The organism is Chitinophaga tropicalis (assembly GCF_009758205.1).
In the GTDB taxonomy this organism is placed as follows: domain Bacteria; phylum Bacteroidota; class Bacteroidia; order Chitinophagales; family Chitinophagaceae; genus Chitinophaga; species Chitinophaga tropicalis.
The window spans coordinates 302074-321029 of the sequence record NZ_WRXN01000004.1; the positions used below are offsets into that span (position 1 = coordinate 302074).

Below are 18956 nucleotides of genomic sequence, written 5' to 3' on the forward strand. Positions count from 1 at the left end.
CAACCGGCCTTCGGCCGGTTGGAGATATTTTCTGAAGTTTTTTATTTTTTTTCTATCAGCCTTCTGTAGTAACCCTGTACAGCTTTCACTTCTGACCAGGTAACCGCATCACCCAGCCGGGCTTTTATGGGAGTAGAAGCTGTAATTCCCAGTTCTTTTATGTGTGGCAGGATCAGGGCGATCTTTTCAGGCGACATAAAACGTTCTATTTCAAGTTCACCCAAGCCTATACATTCTGCCAGGTGGCTTTCAATAGTGCTTATTGCCAGTTTACGTTCCTGGGATATTTCCAGCAGTGTTTTCCCTGCCAGGAAGAGCTCCAGACTATCCCTCCTGCTGCCGCCAGCTTCACGGCTTTTTTTTGCGGCCTTTTCCTGCTGTTCCTTTTCTTTTTCACGGGCGGCATTCCTGATGGCTTCATAATCAGGGAGGCCGTCATTGAATTTCACTTCTCCGTAGCTGGCATTCAGGAAAATCATCAGCTGGTTCCAGAAGAAATCTTCCAGGTCGTTAAGCTGGGTCACGTATTTCTTTATCTTGGGAACATCCTTTACAATATCTGTTTCCCGTTTTATGGGCTGGATAAATCCTTCATAGAGATCCTGCGTGAAATAGGCTACAGCTTTGCTGACGCGTTCTTTCAGCGCGACAGTATTCCCGGTTTGCAGTACTTCCTGCAATAAAGGGTCCAGCTGCTGGCGGAATTTCAGACCTACCTGGTGCAACTGGGCAGCGCGTTGCTGGAGGGTGCGGCTGAGGGTGACAGCGCTTTCCATACCTGCCATTTTCTTATCGCGCAGCCAGGAGGCATGCAGATGTAGTTCTGAGAGGACCTTTTCAGCGCCAAAGAGTCTGAGCAGCTGTGATGCCCAGAAAACAAGCTTCTCCCCTTCCAGTAATTGTTCCAGCTCTTCTTCCCGGTGATAGCGGGTAGAGAAATCCAGGATCTGCTGATCTGTACGGATGGCGCCGGGATGAATGCGGGAGTGAAGTACCAGTCCTTCCAGAGAGGTACAACGGCTCAGTGCCACATATACCTGCCCGGGAGCAAAGGCATTGCCGGCATCGATAATGGCCTTTTCAAAAGTGAGACCCTGGCTTTTATGAATGGTGATGGCCCATGCCAGGCGAATGGGGTATTGAGTAAAGCTGCCCAGCTCTTCTTCATCTACCTTACCTTCTGCCTTGTTCCAGGTATAGCGGATATTACGCCAGGTCTCTTTTTCAAGTACCAGCGTTTCTTCACTGCCTGCGAGCGTCACTACTATTTTGTCAGTATCGATGATATTCTTTACAGTAGCCAGCTTACCGTTGAAATAGCGGCGGGGCTCTGCGAGGTCGTTCTTGATGAACATTACCTGTGCGCCGGGTTTGATGCACAGCTCCATATCTGTAGGCAGGGCTTTGTCGCTGAATTCACCTTTGATCTCGCCCGCAAAGCGATGGAGATTTCCCGGCATGGCGGCAAGACGGGCGTTGTTGATCTCGTCTGCACGGCGGTTGTGAGTAGTGAGTACAATGTACTGTTCCCCATCTCCGGTGAAATGCGGCAGATAGCGCTGGTTCAGGGTTTCAAGGTCATCCCAGTCCAACGTGCTGTTGCGGACAGCGTTGAGCAGATGGATGAAGGAGGCCTCATTCTGCCTGTATATTTTGTTCAACTCTATGAATAAAGGGGGCGCCTGCTGTATCACTTTGGCGTGAAAGAAAAATACACTTTCGTAATGTTCTTTTAACAGCAGCCACTGCTCGTCAGGCATAACGGGAGGCAGCTGGAAAAGGTCGCCTATATAAAGTACCTGTACACCTCCAAAGGGCAGTGATGGCTCGTTGCGGAAGTGACGGAGAATAGCATCTATAGCATCCAGCGTATCTGCGCGTACCATACTCACCTCATCAATAATGAGCAGGTCCATTTCACGCAGCAGTTCTTTTTTCTCGTAGTTGAAGCGAATGTTACGGAACAGCGCATGAGAATCTGTTACATCTTTACTGGCTCCAAAGAGATTAATGCCTGCCGGTACATATGGCCCGAAAGGCAGCTGGAAAAAAGAGTGCATGGTTACTCCGCCGGCATTGATAGCTGCTACACCTGTAGGTGCAACCACGACTGTTTTTTTGGAAGTATGCTCGCGTATGTATTTCAGGAATGTAGTTTTTCCTGTACCGGCTTTACCGGTCAGGAAAATATGGCGGTTGGTATTGTTGATATAGTCTGCCGCCAGATGAAACATCGTATTTGTAGTATCCGGTTGTGGCATCTGTGAAAAGTAAAGTTGTGAATAAGAAAAACAAGCGGCAAAATTAAGGAAAAAAACTCTTACTGCCGGCTTACAGTAACTTTCCATTCAGGCCCGCTTTCCACTTTATGCCGGGCAGAGAAATTGCCCATATTGACTGCAAAAGAAAGGTTCAGTAAGCTGTTCAGGTATGCCAGCTCTTTACCTTCGGGTACTGCAGAGAAAGTAGTTACATAAGGCATGCTGCCTTTATAAATCTGCTGCTTCCCTTTATAGATAGTAATGCTGATCTTCTCTCCTTCTTTCAGCTGTAAGCGGCTGAATGTGGCGGCGTCTATATTTGTCCAGATATTGCCGTACTGGATATCCAGCACCGGGATATTGCCCTGCAGAATGCCATTCTCAAATACCGGTTGCTGGAAAGGAATGTTAACTACGGTATCCGGCAACCGCGGGCCTACTTCTTCAAAGGTGATTACTCCGGCTACCAGCCGTGCGGCGGTATAGGCATAGACATCCCTGCCGTGAAAGGTATAGGAAGCACCGGAGTTCTTACGGCGGTTCACAGCTTCATTGATCTCCCTGATCTCTGCAATGCCCAGTTGTTTTGCAACAAGTGTAAGGGTACCATTGTCTGGTGTTACAAAGTAATGCCCGCTCTTTGTTTTGAGTACTACTGACTTACGGGAAGAACCTACTCCGGGATCTACAACGGATACGAATACAGTACCTTCCGGCCAGTAAGGGGCTGTTTGCCGGAGACGGTATGCTGCTTCCCAGATGTTGTAAGCGGGTATCTCGTGTGTGAGATCGAACATTGGTATTTTGGGAGATACGGTAAAGGCAACGCCTTTCATCTCGGCTACTGCGCCGTCTTTTAAGCCGAAGTCTGTTTGGAATACCAGCGCGTGTTGCTGGGCGTATCCTGTAAAGAGAGTAAATAGCAAACAATGGAATATGAGGATGTGTTTCATAATGGGAAATTAGGATTTACTATTGAATTGTAAAAATGATGTGGTTTCCTTTTGAGGGATGGGGAAGGGAATTGCTCAAAAAAGTTTGAGAACGGTTTCTGAGAAAGGGCTTTGAGAAAGGATTTTTTGCGTTTCAAGCGATTTAAACGGATTTTAAGCGATCTTTAATCTACCTCTCAATTCCATGGCACACCTTTAGTAGTTACATCGACAGCCCAGGTGGCACAACAACAACAATTCTACAATGTAGATTCTGCAGCATTGAAAGACCTGATACAGCTGCAGGCACAATTGGCAAATGATAAATACACACTTGTTACTGCGCAGCGGAACCTTTACCAGGTATTATGAACATCATGTATGTTTCTGTTACAGAGCGGACGAAGGAAATAGGGTTGCGTATGTCTATAGGAGCGCGGGGTATTGATATTCTTATGCAGTTCCTTATTGAAGCTATTCTGATCAGTATTACGGGAGGGATTATAGGAGTGTGCCGGGGGTTACTTCGGCTAAGCTGATCACGTTCTTTCTTTCGTGGCCTACGCTGGTATCAGAGTCTTCTATTGTGCTGTCTTTTATGGTTTGTGCCCTTACCGGGGTTTTCTTTGGTTATTACCCGGCGCAGAAAGCCTCCCGGCTGGATCCGATAGAAGCGTTGAGGTACGAATAGATTATTTGCAAAAAAGCTTTCGCCGTAGGCGAGGGCACTGAAAAAGTAGTTTTCTTTAAAGAAATATTCGGGTAGGGGGTGGAGAATATTTTCGAATAGACGATTCTCAGAGCCTACGTAAGGACTTTTTCAGTGCCCTCGCCTACGGCGAAAGCTTTTTTGCAAATGTTTGTTTGGGTCTACGGCCGGCTAAAAATTAACCTGGCAGACTTATTTATATGGTATTACTATTACGTTCAGTGAATTGGCGGCCAGTTCTACATTCACTCCATTCTTCTCTGCTTTGAGCTGACGTTCTACCGGTTTCACTACTCCGGGTTGTTCTAATGTGTTGTAATCTGTCTTATTTGCGGATGTGAGCACCTGTTGCACTGGTGTTCCTTTTGCCGGGGCGCCGCCCTGTAAAGCTACTTTATAGTTCAGCGGCTTATCTGAGGCGTTAACTATTTTCAGCAACAGCCTGTGGGTGTTCTGATCTATAGTAGCGCTGGCGTATACGTTGTCCTGCCCGGTAAGAACGGTATTGTTCATTGTTACCGGTACTGTATGTGTACCCAGGTTATTGGCAAAGAGTTTCTGAACATAGTAGTTAGGTGTACCTACGGCGCGCAGGTTGTCAAACCAGATGAGGTCAGGGCGCCATTGCCAGGCATCTACGTGGGCCAGCAGGGGTGCGTAGGAAGCCATATGTACTATATCTGCATTTCGCTCCAGGCCGGTCATAAATGCTGCTTCTGCCAGTGCGCTTCCCCAGGTGTTGCGTGTTTCTGCTCCATCTATTTCTTTATCTCTTACGTGTGCGGCATATTCCCCGGCAAAGATCTTAGGGCCTTTACGGTCATAGTTATCATAGCGGGCGGCATTTTTCAGGAACCATTCCGGCCCCATGTAATAGTGTTCATCTATCAGATCGGCACGGGAGTTCTTCAGTTTTGACCAGAGGTAGTTAAAGCGGTCGCCAGATTCGGAGGGGCCGGAGGTAGATACCAGTTTGATCTCCGGGTGTTTTTCTTTCAGCACTTTCTCAAAACGCTGGTAGCGGGCAATGTACTGGCTATCCCACTGTTCGTTACCAACTCCCATCATGCGCAGGTTGAAAGGCGTTGGATGTCCCATTTCTGCGCGGAGCTTTCCCCATTTGGTGGCGGCATCTCCGTTGGCAAATTCTATGAGGTCGAGGGCGTCCTGGATGTAAGTCTCCACGTCATCATCGTCTGCCAATTCGCCGGTATTATACTGGCATGCCATACCGCAGTTGAGGATGGGCAGCGGCTGGGCTCCCAGATCTTCAGAGAGGAGGAAATACTCATAGAATCCCAGTCCGTAGCTCTGGTAGTAATCGCCCGGAGCGCGGTGAGCAAATTCTGTATTCCAGCGGTTCACGATGAGGGTCCTGTCTTCTATTTTACCTACTGTTTTTTTCCATTGGTAGCGGTTAGCCAGGTCACGGCCTTCTACAATACAACCGCCGGGGAAGCGTACAAAGCCGGGGTGCAGATCTGCCAGGAGCTGTACCAGGTCTTTTCTTAAACCGCCGGGGCGTTGTTTCCAGGTATCTTCAGGGAAGAGTGATACCATATCAATATCCAGTGCGCCGTTTCCGGAAAAGACAAGCTGTAAGCTGCCTTTGGCAACGGTACGGTCTGCTTTAAGGGATACGGTATAGCGCTGCCAGTCTTTACCTGCAGCGGGGATGGCGGCTTCGCCTATAGGCTGACCTTTGTCGTCCAGAAGGACCACTTTACCGGAAAGGCTGCCTTCTTTGGCTTTGGCGAGGTATGAGAACTGGTATGCAGCTTCCTGTTGTAAGCCTATCCCCCGGAAGCCTTCATTTGCCAGTCCGTAAACGCCGTTCACGCTGATGCTGGCATACCTGGGATTAGCTGCATTTTCCGGACCACGGTTGACTATCAATACGTTACCTTTCCCTTCTTTCTTTACTTCTTTCCATCCCATGAGGGGTTTTTCAAACTCGAATGACCGGTTCTTGACCAGTTCTGCATAGATACCTCCATCAGCAGAAAAGTTAATGTCTTCAAAAAAGATCCCCCACATGGTAGGCTGTACAGGCGCCTGTGGTGTGTTCACCTTTACGGTGATGGTCTGTGCAAGGGAAACGGTACCTGCTGACAGCAGGAAAAATGCTGTGGCAAATGTCTTTATCACTTTCATAACGAGAGATTATTCCAGCGGTAAGATACATTCAAAATATAATATACAAAAGAACTTCAGGCACTTTTTGTGTATGATTGACATTTATAATTATATCATATGGTTATTGGAGTGCCATGAATTGTGAAAACGTATACCCGGTATTGTTACTTCCTATCCACAGGTAAAAGTCTGTGCTGTTTACTGTTTTCAGTAAAGTTTAATTGGCGGGGAAAAAACTACTCACAAAAGGAAAGTATGCTATTATTTGAAAATCAATCAATTAAAGAATAATAAAATCACTTTAACATTTTGTTAGAGGAATCTCGCAGGGTTTTGGTTACATGTAGTCCAACCATCATTTATTGAATCTTTATTTATTTAACCATTTAAATTGAAAAACCATGAAGAAGCAATTATTGAGTTTTGGCCTCATGGCTGGCCTGGGAGTTTTTGCATTTACAAACACTAACGCAGCAAACATTACTTCCAAAGACACTGCCAGCTTTGCTTTAGACACTGCAGCATTCAAGTCCGATACTGCAGCATTCTCAGCAGATACAGCATTGTTTGCTTTAGACACCGCGGCATTTAAGTCTGATACAGCGTTTGCTTCAGACACCGCAGCGTTCAAGGCTGATACTGCCTCATTTGCTTTAGACACTGCCAGCTTTAAAAAAGATTCATCTTTCTTTAAAGACACTGCCAGCTTCGTATTTAAAGCTGATACAGCAACATCTGTAAAAGCGGATACAGCAGCAGCTTTACGTGCAGATACAGCGGCTTTTAAAAGAGATACCGCTACTGTATTGCTGAATAGTAAAGATACTACTACTAAGCCACCGGCAGATACTACTGCTCCTAAGAAAATAGCAGGGACAGGTAAAAAGAAATAATTCTTTTATTCTCTGCTTAAAGAAACGGCCCGCCTTTATAAGGCGGGCCGTTTTAGTTTAGATTTTTCTGATGTAAAAACGCTCTCAACAAAAAAGGGAATTTGAGAGATTTTTTTCGTGCTATGCGCGGCTGATTCTTTTTGAATAAACCGCTTAGAAGTTATAACCTGCTTTCAGGCCAACAAAGCTGAGGCTTTCACCACCTTTATTCCAGACTTCATATTTTGCCTGTACGTCCAGTCCGAGGAAACGGATACCCAAACCAGGAGAAAAAGCGAACCCGGTACCATCATAGTTATCATTACCTACAAAAGTAACCGGACCGCCTTCCACTTTCACGTATAACAGCGGGAAGGGGAATTTGTATTTCACACCTACTTTTACTGGCAACGCTTTCAGGGCTTCTACTTTCATTTCTTCAGTAGTACCTTCAGCAAGTGTTTTGCCGGGGAAATACATGAAACCTGCTGAACCGGTAACGCCCAGTCCTGCAATCAGTTTAATATCAGCATTAAGACCACCGCCAAAGCCGGTCTTGTGCGTATCCTTAAAATCACCTACCGGAGAACCGACTTCAACATAGGGGCCGATGCTGAATCTTTTTAATTGAGCCTGGGCAAAGTTGCTGATTGAACACAAGCCAACAGCCAGCAGGCATGTGGTGTAAACGGTTTTTAACATAGAGGATATTTTAAAATTCTCACAAATGTAAGTAATTCATATAAAATAAGACACAGGGAAAACAGGGGTGTAATTTTTTTTGCATGAAGGGGACAAATCAGACCTGCAACCGGCCTAAAACGACATTATTGGGGACGCACTTTAAATACAGTGTCCATAACTGGTTCTGCTGCGGGAGTGTTTTTTGCCTTAACAGAGTCTGTCATGGCAGATCCGGTGCCGGGAGCGCCTTTTACAGGGGTTTCCGGCGGGGCAGCGTTAGGCTCGCCTGTTGGTAGTCCCATTTTAGCCAGGTCTTTCCTGGTTTTCTTGTCAAAAAGATACTGAGGATGCTTCTCTTTACGCAGGCCGTCTTCAAAACGGTATTCTGCACCCATGCGAAGAGGTTTCTGAGGATACCCTTTATCAGATGAACATCCGGTTCCTATAGCAACGATACCTGCCAACATGCAGAGGTTAGTTAGCATGCTGGCAGGTAGTTGCAAATTTTTCCAGGTTGGGTCTGGCATGTTGCCTGGGTTTACTGTCCATGTTTTATAACGTTGAGTAAGAGGCAATTATTATACCAGAATGTTATGTAGTGAGGAGGGAATTGCTCAAAAAAGTTGATTTCGCCTTCGGCAAAATCAACTTTTTTGAGTGTTTTGGTTCAACCGGCCTTCGGCCGGTTGAACTATTTTTTGAGAGAGACTTTAACGGCCGAAGGCAGGTTGAAGCAGCTTTTTGAGAGAGAGGGTAACCACCTTCGGCCGGTTGAATCAGAATAGTTTGTTGGTCAGCAGCTCGCTGTTGGGTGAGGGGAAAATATAGTTTGCCGCAGAAGGAGCTACAGCAGCGGCCTGCAGGCTGCTGCTGCCTTTGGCAGGGATAGTCTGTAATGTCCTGAGCAGGTCATTTGAACGGAAGCCCTCTCCTATCAGCTCTATTCTCCTTTCTTTCCAGATCGTATTTACAAGATTGGCCTCTGTGCCCAGTGCATCTTCTGCAAATGTATAAGTGGCGTCAGAGCGTGAATGCACTGCTTTCAGCAGCGCTACAGACAGATCAGTATTGCCGGTACGGGCGGCAGCTTCTGCATAGTTGAGCAGTACTTCCGCATACCTGATCACCGGTATATAATCCAGGAAAGGGGATGGTTTTGCATATTTCTGGAAATAATACCTGCCGGAGCTCAATCGCAGGAAACTACGGCGGGTATCTGATGATCCCCATTGAGCATCGCCGAAGATACCAGAAGGATTCAGGTAGTATTCAGCATTGGTGTTGTAGATATATGCAATGGAAGACTGTCCTGTATAGGAATCCAGATCAGTCATTGGCATGGAAAGAATAGATTCTGTAGTAGTATAATCGGAGCTGAAAACGGTAACAATATTCTGCAGCTTATGCTGAACACCAAAGGTAGTGGAGAATGGCGCCGTGGTTTGCGGCACTAGCTTTTTAGACTCTTCTATCACCCTGGCATAATTACCCTGGTTAAGATACACTCTTGTCTTCAGGGCAATAGCGGTGCTTTTATGCGCTCTTGTTGTATTCAGTAAAGCGCTGCCATGTGCATCCGGCAAACCGGCTTCTGCATCGTCCAGATCGGCCAGGATACGGGTGTATACCTCCGCCACAGTACTGCGGGCAAGATCATTGCTGGCAGAAGTGGTCTCTGCCTGCAAACGTAAGGGCAAACCTTTGGAAGCGCCCTGATCTTCTACGTACGGACGTGCAAAGATGGTAACCAGGCTGTAGTAGGAAAGTGCGCGGATAAACTTTGCCTCTGCCACGTATTGTTTATTCAGGGAATCGGAGATCACCCCGGTAGATTTTGAAAGCCCGTCTATCAGGATATTGGAGAGGTTAATGGCTGTATAGGCCGCGCCCCACAGATTGTTGATATCGTTAGAGCCGGAAGAATAGGAGTTGCTCCAGCTTTCAAAACCGGTGAAGGAATTGGCGGTGATATTGATGAAGTCCTCTCCTCTCACATCAAGATATAAGAGATAACGGCCGCCATAAAAGCTGGCGTTTTTAACACCATCGTAAGCACCATTCACTAATCCGAGGATCCTGGAAGGTGTAGTGAAAGCGTTGCCGGCGGTAATGGATGTATCCGGTTCTGTATTGAGCAGTTCATCCTGGCTGCAGGCGGTAAAGCTGAGCAGGAGGATAAGCGATAATTTACTGATAGCTGATCTCATAGTTGTGTTCATTTAAAAGCCTACGTTAATACCCAGTGTGTAAGTCCTGCCCTGTCCTACTGCGTTCTTTTCCACACCGGGCGTAGTGTTGGCGTTACCATTGGAAGAAGACTCCGGATCAGTGCCGGTATATCCCGTTACCAGGAACAGGTTGGAGGCCTGTGCATATACCCTGATGGAGCTGATGCCGGAATTACCCAGCAGGCTGGCTGGCACGCGGTATCCCAGCAATACGTTCTGCAGGCGGAGGAAATCTCCTTTTTCCACGTTGTCTGAAATGGGATAGGAAGTACCGTTTGAAATAACATCATTGTATACTACGCGGGGAACGTCGGTCTTTTGTCCGGCGGTAGTCCACCGGTTCAGTATCCCGGTATGATTGTTATAAAAGCGCTGGTCTCTCAGCGTTGATCTTGTACCATTCATTACATAGTTGCCACCGGCGTAGGTAAAGTTGACGCCCAGGTCAAATCCTTTATACCTGAAGTTATTGGAGAGACCTCCGTACCATTTTGGCAGGGCGTTGCCCAGCAGGTAATAATCTGATGCAGAGATAGCGGAAGCCGGGGTGCCGTCGAGATAGGTCCAGTTGGTTTCGCCGCTTTTCACTACGGCGCTGTACTGTACTTTTTCGCCGTTCTTATTGATAAAAATACGGCGGCCGTTCTCCGGGTTCACTCCGGCTGTTTTAGCTCCGTAGAGGCTTCCTATGGATTCTCCCACGCGGGTAATATTGCTGGTCTCTGAAGAGGTATGAGTGTAGCCGATAATATCTGCATTACCATCTGCCAGTGCCGTCACTTTATTTTTTACGTGAGTGTAGTTAAATGAAGCGTCCCAGCTGAAATCTGCTTTCCTGATAATGCCGGCATTTACGCTGAATTCAATACCACGGTTGTACATGGAGCCTACATTGAGCAGGATGGAATTGTTGGGAATACCTTTGGAGGGTGATTGCGGTGTGCTGAGTATGAGCCCGTTCACGTCGTTATTAAAGTAGGTAGCTTCCACCTGGATGCGATTGTCGAGCAGGCCCAGGTCAACGCCGAAGTTGGTCTGTTCACTTGTTTCCCAACCCAGGTTTGAATTACCCGCCTGGCTGATGTACCAGGTAGCAGCAGTGCCGTACAGAGCGGCACTGTAGAGGTTCAGCGCGGCATATTCACCGGGCAGGTTGCCGTTTCCAACCCTACCCCAGCTGGCGCGTAGCTTCAGGTTATTGATAGTGTTGCTGTGAAAGAACTTCTCTTCCGACAATACCCATCCTGCAGAAACGCCGCCGAAGTTACCGAACTTGGTATCGTTACCCAGGGCGGAGTTACCGTCCCTTCTGAAGTTGGCGGTGATAAAGTACTTGTTGTCCAGGTCGTATGTAAGACGGGAGAAGTACGAAATAAATGCTTTTTCGGCCAGCCCGTTGCCAGAGGTGGTTATAGCCCCCCAGCTGCCCTGGTATTCTTCAAAGAAATCGTCTGAAGCTTTTGACTGAGCGGCGCCCCAGGAGGAGTTCTCAAATTTCTGTACATCATACCCTGCCAGAGCTGTGACATGATGCCTGCCAAAGGTCTGATTGAAAGACAGGGTGCTTGTCCAGTTCCAGTTATTGCGCAGTGCTGTGACATTGGTTACGCTACCGCCGGTTGAATAGGCCGTTGAGCCGAGCTTAGCGCTCTGAAAAGCCACTGTTTCCGTGCGGAGCCTGTCCAGTGAATAGGTAGTGGTCAGCTCCAGTGGTTTGAGCAGTTTAATAGTAGCGCCTACGTTACCCAGGAAGTGCTCATTCTCTGAGGTATAGCGGCTCAGGTCAAAGAGTGCTGCGGCGTTAAAGAGGGTGTTGGTGACCAGGTTGTTTCCCATTCCCAGTGTGCCGGAGGTCTGATTAAGGTTATAACTGCCGTCAGCGTTATAGACCGGCACATTGGGAGAAAGTGCTGTTGCCATACGGGCGGCGCCTATGATCAGGAAAGTGCTGTTGGGCAGGGAGCCGGTATTCTGTGACTGGTTGAAAGTGGTGTTATACGCTCCGCCGGCTTTCAGCTTCAGCCATTTTGTAGCTTCATGATCTACATTGAAGCGTACGGCTTTTCTCTTGAAGCTATTGTCTACTACAAATCCCTGCTGATCGGAATAGTTGGCTGAGAAATAATAGCTGGTTGCTTTTGTGCCTCCGGAAAGGCTTACGGTATGATTGTGGGAGATGGCAGTGCGATAAATATAATCGTACCATTTTGTATCTACCAGGGAGCCGTCTTCGCGGTAAGATGGGAAATACAATGCAGATGCTACGGCAGGGTTGTTTTCATTACCTCCGAGGATCCTGGCATTCAGTACACCTTCGTTCTTGATGTCCATATATTGCTGTGCGTTGAGCAGTTCCGGCAACCGGGCCGCTTTGGTAACGCCTGTCCAACCATCATAGCTCACTTTCGATTTCCCGGCTTTTCCACGTTTGGTGGTAATGAGCAATACGCCTGCTGCTGCACGGGAGCCGTAGATGGAAGTGGAGGCGGCATCTTTCAGTACGTCTACCGATTCAATATCTGCAGGATCTATATCGCTCAGCGGATTATTGGGTACTGCTGTGCTGGTAGAGATATTGCCTGTGTTGGTAGGGATACCGTCAATAACTACCAGTGGATAAGAGCTGAGTGAAATGGAATTGATGCCGCGGATGCGGATAACCGGCGGGTTATTCAATACCCCGTTGGGAGAGGCAATGCTCACACCTGCCGCTCTGCCGGAAAGCGCCTGATCAAAGCTCTGCACCGGGGCATCTTTGATCACAGCGCTGGATATACGTGCAGCGGAGCCGGTAAATTCCCGTTTGGACTGTGTGCCATATCCGACAACTACTACCTCGTTGAGGCCACTGGCGGCAGATTCCAGTTGTATATTAATTGCAGATGCCCCGTTGAGTGGCGCCGACTGTTTCTGATAGCCGATAAAGCTGAATTCCAGGGAAGTAACTCCTTCCGGCACTTCAATGCTGAAATGCCCTTGTGCATCGGTTTGCGCAAAAGCCGCCTTTCCTGCGGCTTTAACCGATACGCCGGGAACAGGATTATTGTTCTCCTTATCTGTAACGGTACCGGTGATACGGCGTTTTTGAGCCAGTACGTTCAGAAACAGGAGCAATAAAATGGTTAAGAATGTTAAATGCTTCATGTGTAGTGTGTTTATGCCCGGGCATGGTGATCCCGCGCCCTGTGGGCATTTGTTTGGTTGATGAAATGTTTGGGCAAGGGGTCTCCTGCCCTCCTAAAAGGGTGATATCTGATGGACTGTAAAACTCCGGGAGCGGTTACGGTTAACCGGCCAGCTGGCTTTTGATAACAGCTACCATTTCAGCAAATTCTTTCTCATCATAGAGCCTTGTCAGGAAGATGATCTTTCCCTGCCGGTCTATCACGACATTCCGTGTCACCCCGGCTTTTTTATCTGCAAAGCGACCGAAGATGCCGGCTGCAGGGTCTAATGCCAGCGGGTAAGTAACGCCTATATCTTTTTTGAAAGCTGTTACTTTTTCAAGGGGCTCGTCCCTGTCAACGCCTATGAGTACGAAATCTTTGTCTTTGTGCTGTTGCCATACCTGCTGTTCCAGATGAGGCATTTCTTTTCTGCAGACACTGCACCAGCTGGCAGTGAACTGTAATACTACTACTTTACCCCTCAGGGCCTTAAGGTTTGTTTTTGTACCGTCGGTAAGCACCAGTTCAAAATCGTCGGGGGCAGGATCTCCCACCTTTACAATGTAGCCTCTCAGATCGGCCGCAGGGTTCTCGTACCTGATTTCTTTGGTTTTTTCCTGGTTAGTGGTGGCTGCAAGCTGGCCGTAGGTGGTGGGAACTACGCCAAAGAGCAAGCTACTCAAAAGAAGCTTCTTCATTGTATAATTGTTTATAGATTCCGCTATATAGGAAGGTTTTCATTGATCGCAATAAGTCAATAATGTTCCCGCTGATTAGTTGGCTGGGGTAAAGATAGTTATTAGTCTATAAAATAAGTAGGATATTTGAAAGTTTTTTTGGAGATAGAGAATTTTTCTAAAAAGGCCTCTGTAATTGCTTTACGGCGATTACAGAGGCTGATCAGTCAAATTATAGCTTTTACAGTTTTGTGTATTTCAACCGGAGGCTGTTGCTGACCACAGAGACGGAGCTGAGGGCCATTGCGGCGCCTGCGATCATGGGATTGAGCAGGAAACCATTTACGGGGTAGAGGACGCCTGCGGCAAGGGGGATACCTATTACATTATAGATAAATGCCCAGAAAAGGTTCTGACGTATAGTGCTGACTGTTTTACGGGACAGTTTCAGCGCCTGTGGAATGCTGTTCAGATCGGAGGTAATGAGGGTCATTTTTGCAACATCCATCGCAATATCTGCTCCTTTTCCCATGGCAATGCTTACATCTGCCTGGGCAAGTGCGTGGCTGTCATTGATACCATCTCCTACCATTGCCACAACTTTTCCCTGCTGCTGCAGCTTTTCTACGAAGGCGGCTTTATCTGCCGGCAGTACGCCTGCCTGATAGTTGCTGATGCCGGTTGCTGTAGCAACGGCAGCGGCTGTTTGCTGATTGTCGCCTGTCAGCATGTGTACAGTAATTCCTTGTGACTGTAAGTTTTTAATAGCCTGTACGGATGTTTCCTTTATCCTGTCTTCTATGGCTAGGATGGCTACTACTGTACCATCGGCGGAATAGGTAATGACTGTCCTGGCGTTGGATTGCCATTCGGACATTTTACGGGAAACTTCTGCCGGCGCCTGTATACCGTGATCTGTGAGCAGAGCGGTGTTACCGGCAAGATAGGTAATGCCATTTCTTACGGCCCGTATGCCCTTGCCTGTTATACCTGTGACCTGTTGAAGTTCATCTGCCGGAAGAGGTTGTATACCGTTTTCCAAGAGATATTTTACTACTGCGGCGGCCAGCGGGTGTTCTGACTGCATCTCCATAGTAAGGAGAATACGTTGTTGTATATCGTTGTTGTTACCGGTAAAGTATATATCGGTTACGGATGGTTTACCTTCTGTGATGGTGCCGGTCTTATCCAAAATAACAGCGTTCACTTTATGCGCCAGCTCCAGGCTTTCTGCATCCCTGATGAGGATATTGTTTTCCGCCCCCCTTCCTACTCCTACCATGATGGCTGTAGGTGTGGCCAGTCCCAGGGCACAGGGACAGGCTATTACCAGTACGGTTACGGCGGAAAGCAATCCGTAGGTAAGTGCGTTATTGCCTCCGGCCAGCATCCATACAATGAATGTCAGGGCTGCGATACCGATCACTACCGGTACAAAAATACCTGCCACTTTATCTACCAGCTGTTGTACCGGCGCGCGGCTGCCCTGAGCTTCCCTTACCATTTTAATGATACGGGCCAGCACGGTATCGGCACCTACTTTTTCTGCTTTGAAACGGAAGCTGCCCTGCTGATTGATAGTTCCTGCGAATACAGCGGCACCTTCTTCTTTCAACGCCGGTAGGGGTTCTCCTGTGATCATGCTTTCATCTATCCAGGAAGAACCGTTTGTTACTGTACCATCTACCGGTACCTGGGCGCCTGGTTTTACCAGCAGGATATCACCGGTCTGTACATCGCCAAGTGGTATTTCTTTGGTGTTGCTGCCATCGGGCAATACCAGGATAGCTGTAGCAGGTTGCAGTCCCATGAGTTTTTTGAGAGCAGCGGAAGTATTTGATTTTGCTCTTTCTTCCAGTAATCTTCCCAGTGAGATGAAAGCTACTACTACAGCAGCTGCTTCGAAGTAAACGTGGGCATGCAGTCCGCGGGAATGCCAGTATTCAGGATATACTGTATTGAATACGCTGAAGGCCCATGCAATACCTGTGCTCAGCGCTACCAGTGTATCCATATTGGCTTTGCCGTGCAGCGCCTGCTTCCAGGCGTTGTTAAAGAAGTAACGGCCCAGCAGGAAGATGACGGGGGTAGAAAGAGCCAGCATGATCCAGTTGGCGTAAGGCAGGTCCATCCAGAACATACCAATAGCTACTACGGGAGCAGATAAAAGTAAGGCGGCTATTGTTCTGTTCTTTAATGATCTGTAATGTTTCAGCTGTGCCTGTTCCTGTACTTCTTCCCTATTATGTTTATCTATAACAAGATCATAACCTATGCTGCGGATAACGTTGCGTAGTGATTCCGGAGTAACAGCATCCTCATCGTAAGTAACGAGGGCGGTCTGATCTGCGAAGTTAACGGCTGCTTCTTTTACTCCGGGTACGGTGTTTAGCATAGAGCTCACGCTGATGGCACAGGAGGCGCAGCTCATTTCGAGAACTGGGAATGTTTCCTTTATGATATGTCCGGTAGTCATTGTCTGAACTTTTTACAAAGCTACCGCCGGTACAGAGAAAGGGTGTTATACAATGATGGGAAAGATGTATAAAATTCTTACACTTTATCCAGCGGTTTACGGTCGTTGCCTTGTAATTGCCTGTAACCGGAAGGCGTGAGCCCGGTAATCTTTTTGAACTGCTGAGATAAATGCTGGACGCTGCTGTAGCCGAGGCTGTCGGCTATTTCACTGAGGTTCATTTCGTCATATTGCAGGAGTTCTTTCACACGTTCTATGCGCTGGAGGATCACGTACTTTTCTATGGTTAATCCTTCTGTTGAGGAGAATACAGTAGAGAGGTAATGATAATCAACCTGTAATGCGTCCTGTAACATTACTGATAATTTCGTATTCAGCATTTCGCCTTCATTACTGTGAATGAAACGTATAATAGTTGTTTTTATCTTCTCTACCAGGGTGTTCTTTTTATCGTCCAGCAGTTCAAACCCGAGTGTATGAAGCTGTTTGCCGAGTTGTTGCAGTTTTTCGGGAGATGGTGCGGTTTCCATTTCAACATCTCCCAGCTCTATCGTTGAATAAGGTATTTCCAATTTATCAAGTTCCTGCTGTACCACCATGATACAGCGGTTGCAGACCATATTTTTAATGAATATATGCATATTGGCAAAGGTATAAAATTGATGAGGAAATAGTATTGGACTTTGAGTAAGGCTTCATTAGGGGAATTATTTTTAGAGTTTTGGCGCGATTTAGAAAGCCATATTACGCCAAAACGTATGTTTTTAACCGGGTTTTGGCGCGATATAGGGAGTTATATTACGCCAAAACTCTAAAAGAAGATCATAATGGAAGGTGGTATCTGATTCATAATTGAAATCAGATTAAGCGATTATAAAACACAGGATGAACTTTTTGCTTCAGGTATTTCCCTTAATTTAGCCTATCATGCAAAAATACACCTACTTATTAGCAGCGCTTCTACTGGCCGGCTGTGCGGAGAATAGAGCGCCTAAACAGCCGGAAGAACAGGACTCAATACAACAGGTAGAAAACGGGAGGAAAGAGGCCCCATCACCAGAAAAACGGATTTCAAAGCCTTTACCGGAGAAGATTTTGGGGGAAAGAGCTGATGGCAGCATAACTCTGCAGGATACTGTAGATGGTAAAGAGATAGCTGTGCTGAATGATAATGCCTTGTTGCTGACTGGTGTACCTGTAAATGGCTGGGCAGCTGTAATGGTGGAAACGGAGGTCAATGCAGTACAGGAAAAAAGTGAGCAGCTGGAAAAAGGGCAAACACTTCTGAAAGATAAGAAGACTGTTGGAAGGATGCTTGCAGATGTTACGATTGAGAACAGTTATACATTGCACGATGGGGGAAAAATTGCTGTATTGTATGGGTATATACCTGTAAGTAAGATCAAAAACGGGTCTGTTATTGAAACTGCTCTCAGTCAGTACCTGGCTGCACATCCGGGAAGAATGCTGCCGGATATACAGCCTTTTATCAGGCAGTTTCAGCTGGAGCCTACGCATATGAACGGGCCTTACCAGGAATATATGAATTATGAAAGCGGTGTGGAAGATCCTTCTCCGGGGTATCGTATTGTGCTTGTTTTTTATAAGAATAAACTGACTGGTGTTGTTTCTTCAAGGGGGTTACAGTTGAAGGGCGCAAGGCATTATGCGCTGGATAGGGAGTATCATGGTTATTTCTATGATGATACGGATGCGGCTATCAGGCAGGCTTATATTAAGATGTTTAATGAGTTTATAAATGCGGCGGATTGAGAGTGCGGAGATGTGGTGCGGATAGAATTGCGCAAAAAAAACGCTTTCACCTTCGGTGAAAGCGTTTTTTTTGCGAGCGCTTTTTTTAAGATTTAAAAAAGGTCTTTTCAATGAATGTGATTAATCAAGGGAGAAGACGTAGTGTTTATTGTCTTTCAGGAATGTTCTTACCTGTTCTCTTGTACCGGTGAATGGGCCGGAGCCTTCTATTTTCAGCGTAGCCATGGCTGCTGCAAATTCTCCTGCGTCCTGTAAGCCGGCGCCTTTAACACGCTGGTACAGATAACCAGCCATGTAGGTGTCACCACAACCGGTAGCATCTACAACGGCAGTAGCAGGCACATAGGCAGGTATATCATAGAAGATCCCGTTGCTCAGGATGACGGAACCTTTACTACCTAAAGTAATAATCACTTCCTTTACGCCCCATTCTGCCAGTATCCGGGCACCCTGGCGCACTTCCCTGCAACCGGTAAGTACTTCCATTTCAGATTCATTGGCTTTGAGTATGCTTACGTAATGCAATCCTTCTTTTTTCTCTTTCCAGTCGACCGGAAGGACGCTTTCATTTTCTACTTTCCGCAGATATCCCTGTACATCCAGGGAGACCTTTCCTTTTCCGGAAAGGGCTTTAATGAGGGCTACAGACATATCGCCCGCCAGCAGGGGGCCAAGATGATAATACCTTGCCTGTACTGCGCTGAAATCTTCAGCTACAAAAGGGTCTGCAATCTGAGACACCCTTTGTATGCGATGATCCTGGTTTTCAGACGGATAGATATTCTCGAAGCAAACGGTGTGTTTGCTATGTAATGCTGTAACTTCTGTTCCTTTGCTGCGAAGGTCAGATACGATGTACTGTTCTTCCGCCCCCAGTGCTGTAACCAGGGTGTAACGCACATCCATGTTGCGGATAGCGCTGGAGAAATAGAAAGAGGTGCCTCCGGGCATGTGGACCACATCCTTTGGAGTGACCACTTTGTCTAATGTAATATGTCCTACGCAACAGATATCATACATATATCCAGTCAGATTATCGGT

General features: G+C 47.1%; 15 protein-coding genes. 4 read left to right on the forward strand and 11 right to left on the reverse strand.

Going from position 1 to position 18956, the window contains the following annotated elements; translation table 11 throughout:
- Window positions 1–41 precede the first annotated feature (41 nt).
- The gene (locus tag GO493_RS11635) at window positions 42–2261 is read right to left on the reverse strand and encodes a helix-turn-helix domain-containing protein (RefSeq protein WP_198315688.1); all 2220 of its coding nucleotides are present in this window, start codon (window positions 2259–2261) and stop codon (window positions 42–44) included.
- A gap of 59 nt (window positions 2262–2320) precedes the next feature.
- Window positions 2321–3214, reverse strand: coding sequence for an SAM hydrolase/SAM-dependent halogenase family protein (locus GO493_RS11640; protein WP_157306333.1), 894 nt, complete (start codon window positions 3212–3214; stop codon window positions 2321–2323).
- 219 nt (window positions 3215–3433) lie between these two features.
- On the opposite strand from GO493_RS11640, the gene GO493_RS31240 reads away from it, so the two are divergent.
- Together GO493_RS31240 and GO493_RS31340 are read left to right on the forward strand one after the other, a co-directional pair.
- Window positions 3434–3565, forward strand: a complete 132-nt coding sequence (locus GO493_RS31240; RefSeq protein WP_262885959.1) for a hypothetical protein — start codon at window positions 3434–3436, stop codon at window positions 3563–3565.
- A 50-nt stretch (window positions 3566–3615) separates the two neighbouring features.
- A complete protein-coding gene (locus tag GO493_RS31340) occupies window positions 3616–3732 on the forward strand; it encodes a hypothetical protein (protein WP_317165424.1) in 117 nt (38 codons plus the stop codon).
- Window positions 3733–4094: 362 nt separating this feature from the next.
- On the opposite strand, the gene GO493_RS11655 is transcribed toward GO493_RS31340, so the two are convergent.
- Complete coding sequence (locus tag GO493_RS11655; protein ID WP_157306334.1) at window positions 4095–6056, reverse strand: alpha-L-arabinofuranosidase C-terminal domain-containing protein; 1962 nt, start codon at window positions 6054–6056, stop codon at window positions 4095–4097.
- Between the two features lie 383 nt (window positions 6057–6439).
- Between GO493_RS11655 and GO493_RS11660 the strand changes: the two genes are divergently transcribed.
- Complete coding sequence (locus GO493_RS11660; RefSeq protein ID WP_157306335.1) at window positions 6440–6931, forward strand: hypothetical protein; 492 nt, start codon at window positions 6440–6442, stop codon at window positions 6929–6931.
- Window positions 6932–7084: 153 nt separating this feature from the next.
- Here GO493_RS11660 and GO493_RS11665 read toward each other — a convergent pair whose 3' ends face one another.
- The 7 genes from GO493_RS11665 to GO493_RS11695 form a co-directional block, all read right to left on the reverse strand.
- Window positions 7085–7612: an outer membrane beta-barrel protein gene (locus tag GO493_RS11665; protein WP_157306336.1), complete on the reverse strand. Its 528-nt coding sequence runs from the start codon at window positions 7610–7612 to the stop codon at window positions 7085–7087.
- A gap of 125 nt (window positions 7613–7737) precedes the next feature.
- A complete protein-coding gene (locus GO493_RS11670) occupies window positions 7738–8121 on the reverse strand; it encodes a hypothetical protein (RefSeq protein ID WP_157306337.1) in 384 nt (127 codons plus the stop codon).
- 249 nt (window positions 8122–8370) lie between these two features.
- A complete protein-coding gene (locus GO493_RS11675) occupies window positions 8371–9801 on the reverse strand; it encodes a RagB/SusD family nutrient uptake outer membrane protein (RefSeq protein ID WP_157306338.1) in 1431 nt (476 codons plus the stop codon).
- Window positions 9802–9813: 12 nt separating this feature from the next.
- Window positions 9814–12966 (reverse strand): SusC/RagA family TonB-linked outer membrane protein, encoded by a 3153-nt coding sequence (locus GO493_RS11680; protein ID WP_157306339.1) that lies wholly within the window; start codon window positions 12964–12966, stop codon window positions 9814–9816.
- 142 nt (window positions 12967–13108) lie between these two features.
- The gene (locus GO493_RS11685; RefSeq protein WP_157306340.1) at window positions 13109–13687 is read right to left on the reverse strand and encodes a TlpA family protein disulfide reductase; all 579 of its coding nucleotides are present in this window, start codon (window positions 13685–13687) and stop codon (window positions 13109–13111) included.
- Window positions 13688–13907: 220 nt separating this feature from the next.
- Window positions 13908–16142, reverse strand: a complete 2235-nt coding sequence (locus GO493_RS11690; protein WP_157306341.1) for a heavy metal translocating P-type ATPase — start codon at window positions 16140–16142, stop codon at window positions 13908–13910.
- A 77-nt stretch (window positions 16143–16219) separates the two neighbouring features.
- On the reverse strand, window positions 16220–16783 hold the full coding sequence (locus GO493_RS11695; protein ID WP_157306342.1) for a helix-turn-helix domain-containing protein: 564 nt from the start codon (window positions 16781–16783) through the stop codon (window positions 16220–16222).
- Between the two features lie 286 nt (window positions 16784–17069).
- Here GO493_RS11695 and GO493_RS11700 point away from each other — a divergent pair, with 286 nt between their 5' ends.
- Window positions 17070–17915 (forward strand): hypothetical protein, encoded by an 846-nt coding sequence (locus tag GO493_RS11700; protein WP_157306343.1) that lies wholly within the window; start codon window positions 17070–17072, stop codon window positions 17913–17915.
- Between the two features lie 120 nt (window positions 17916–18035).
- On the opposite strand, the gene GO493_RS11705 is transcribed toward GO493_RS11700, so the two are convergent.
- A complete protein-coding gene (locus GO493_RS11705) occupies window positions 18036–18935 on the reverse strand; it encodes a PfkB family carbohydrate kinase (protein WP_198315689.1) in 900 nt (299 codons plus the stop codon).
- Between the last annotated feature and the right edge of the window lie 21 nt (window positions 18936–18956).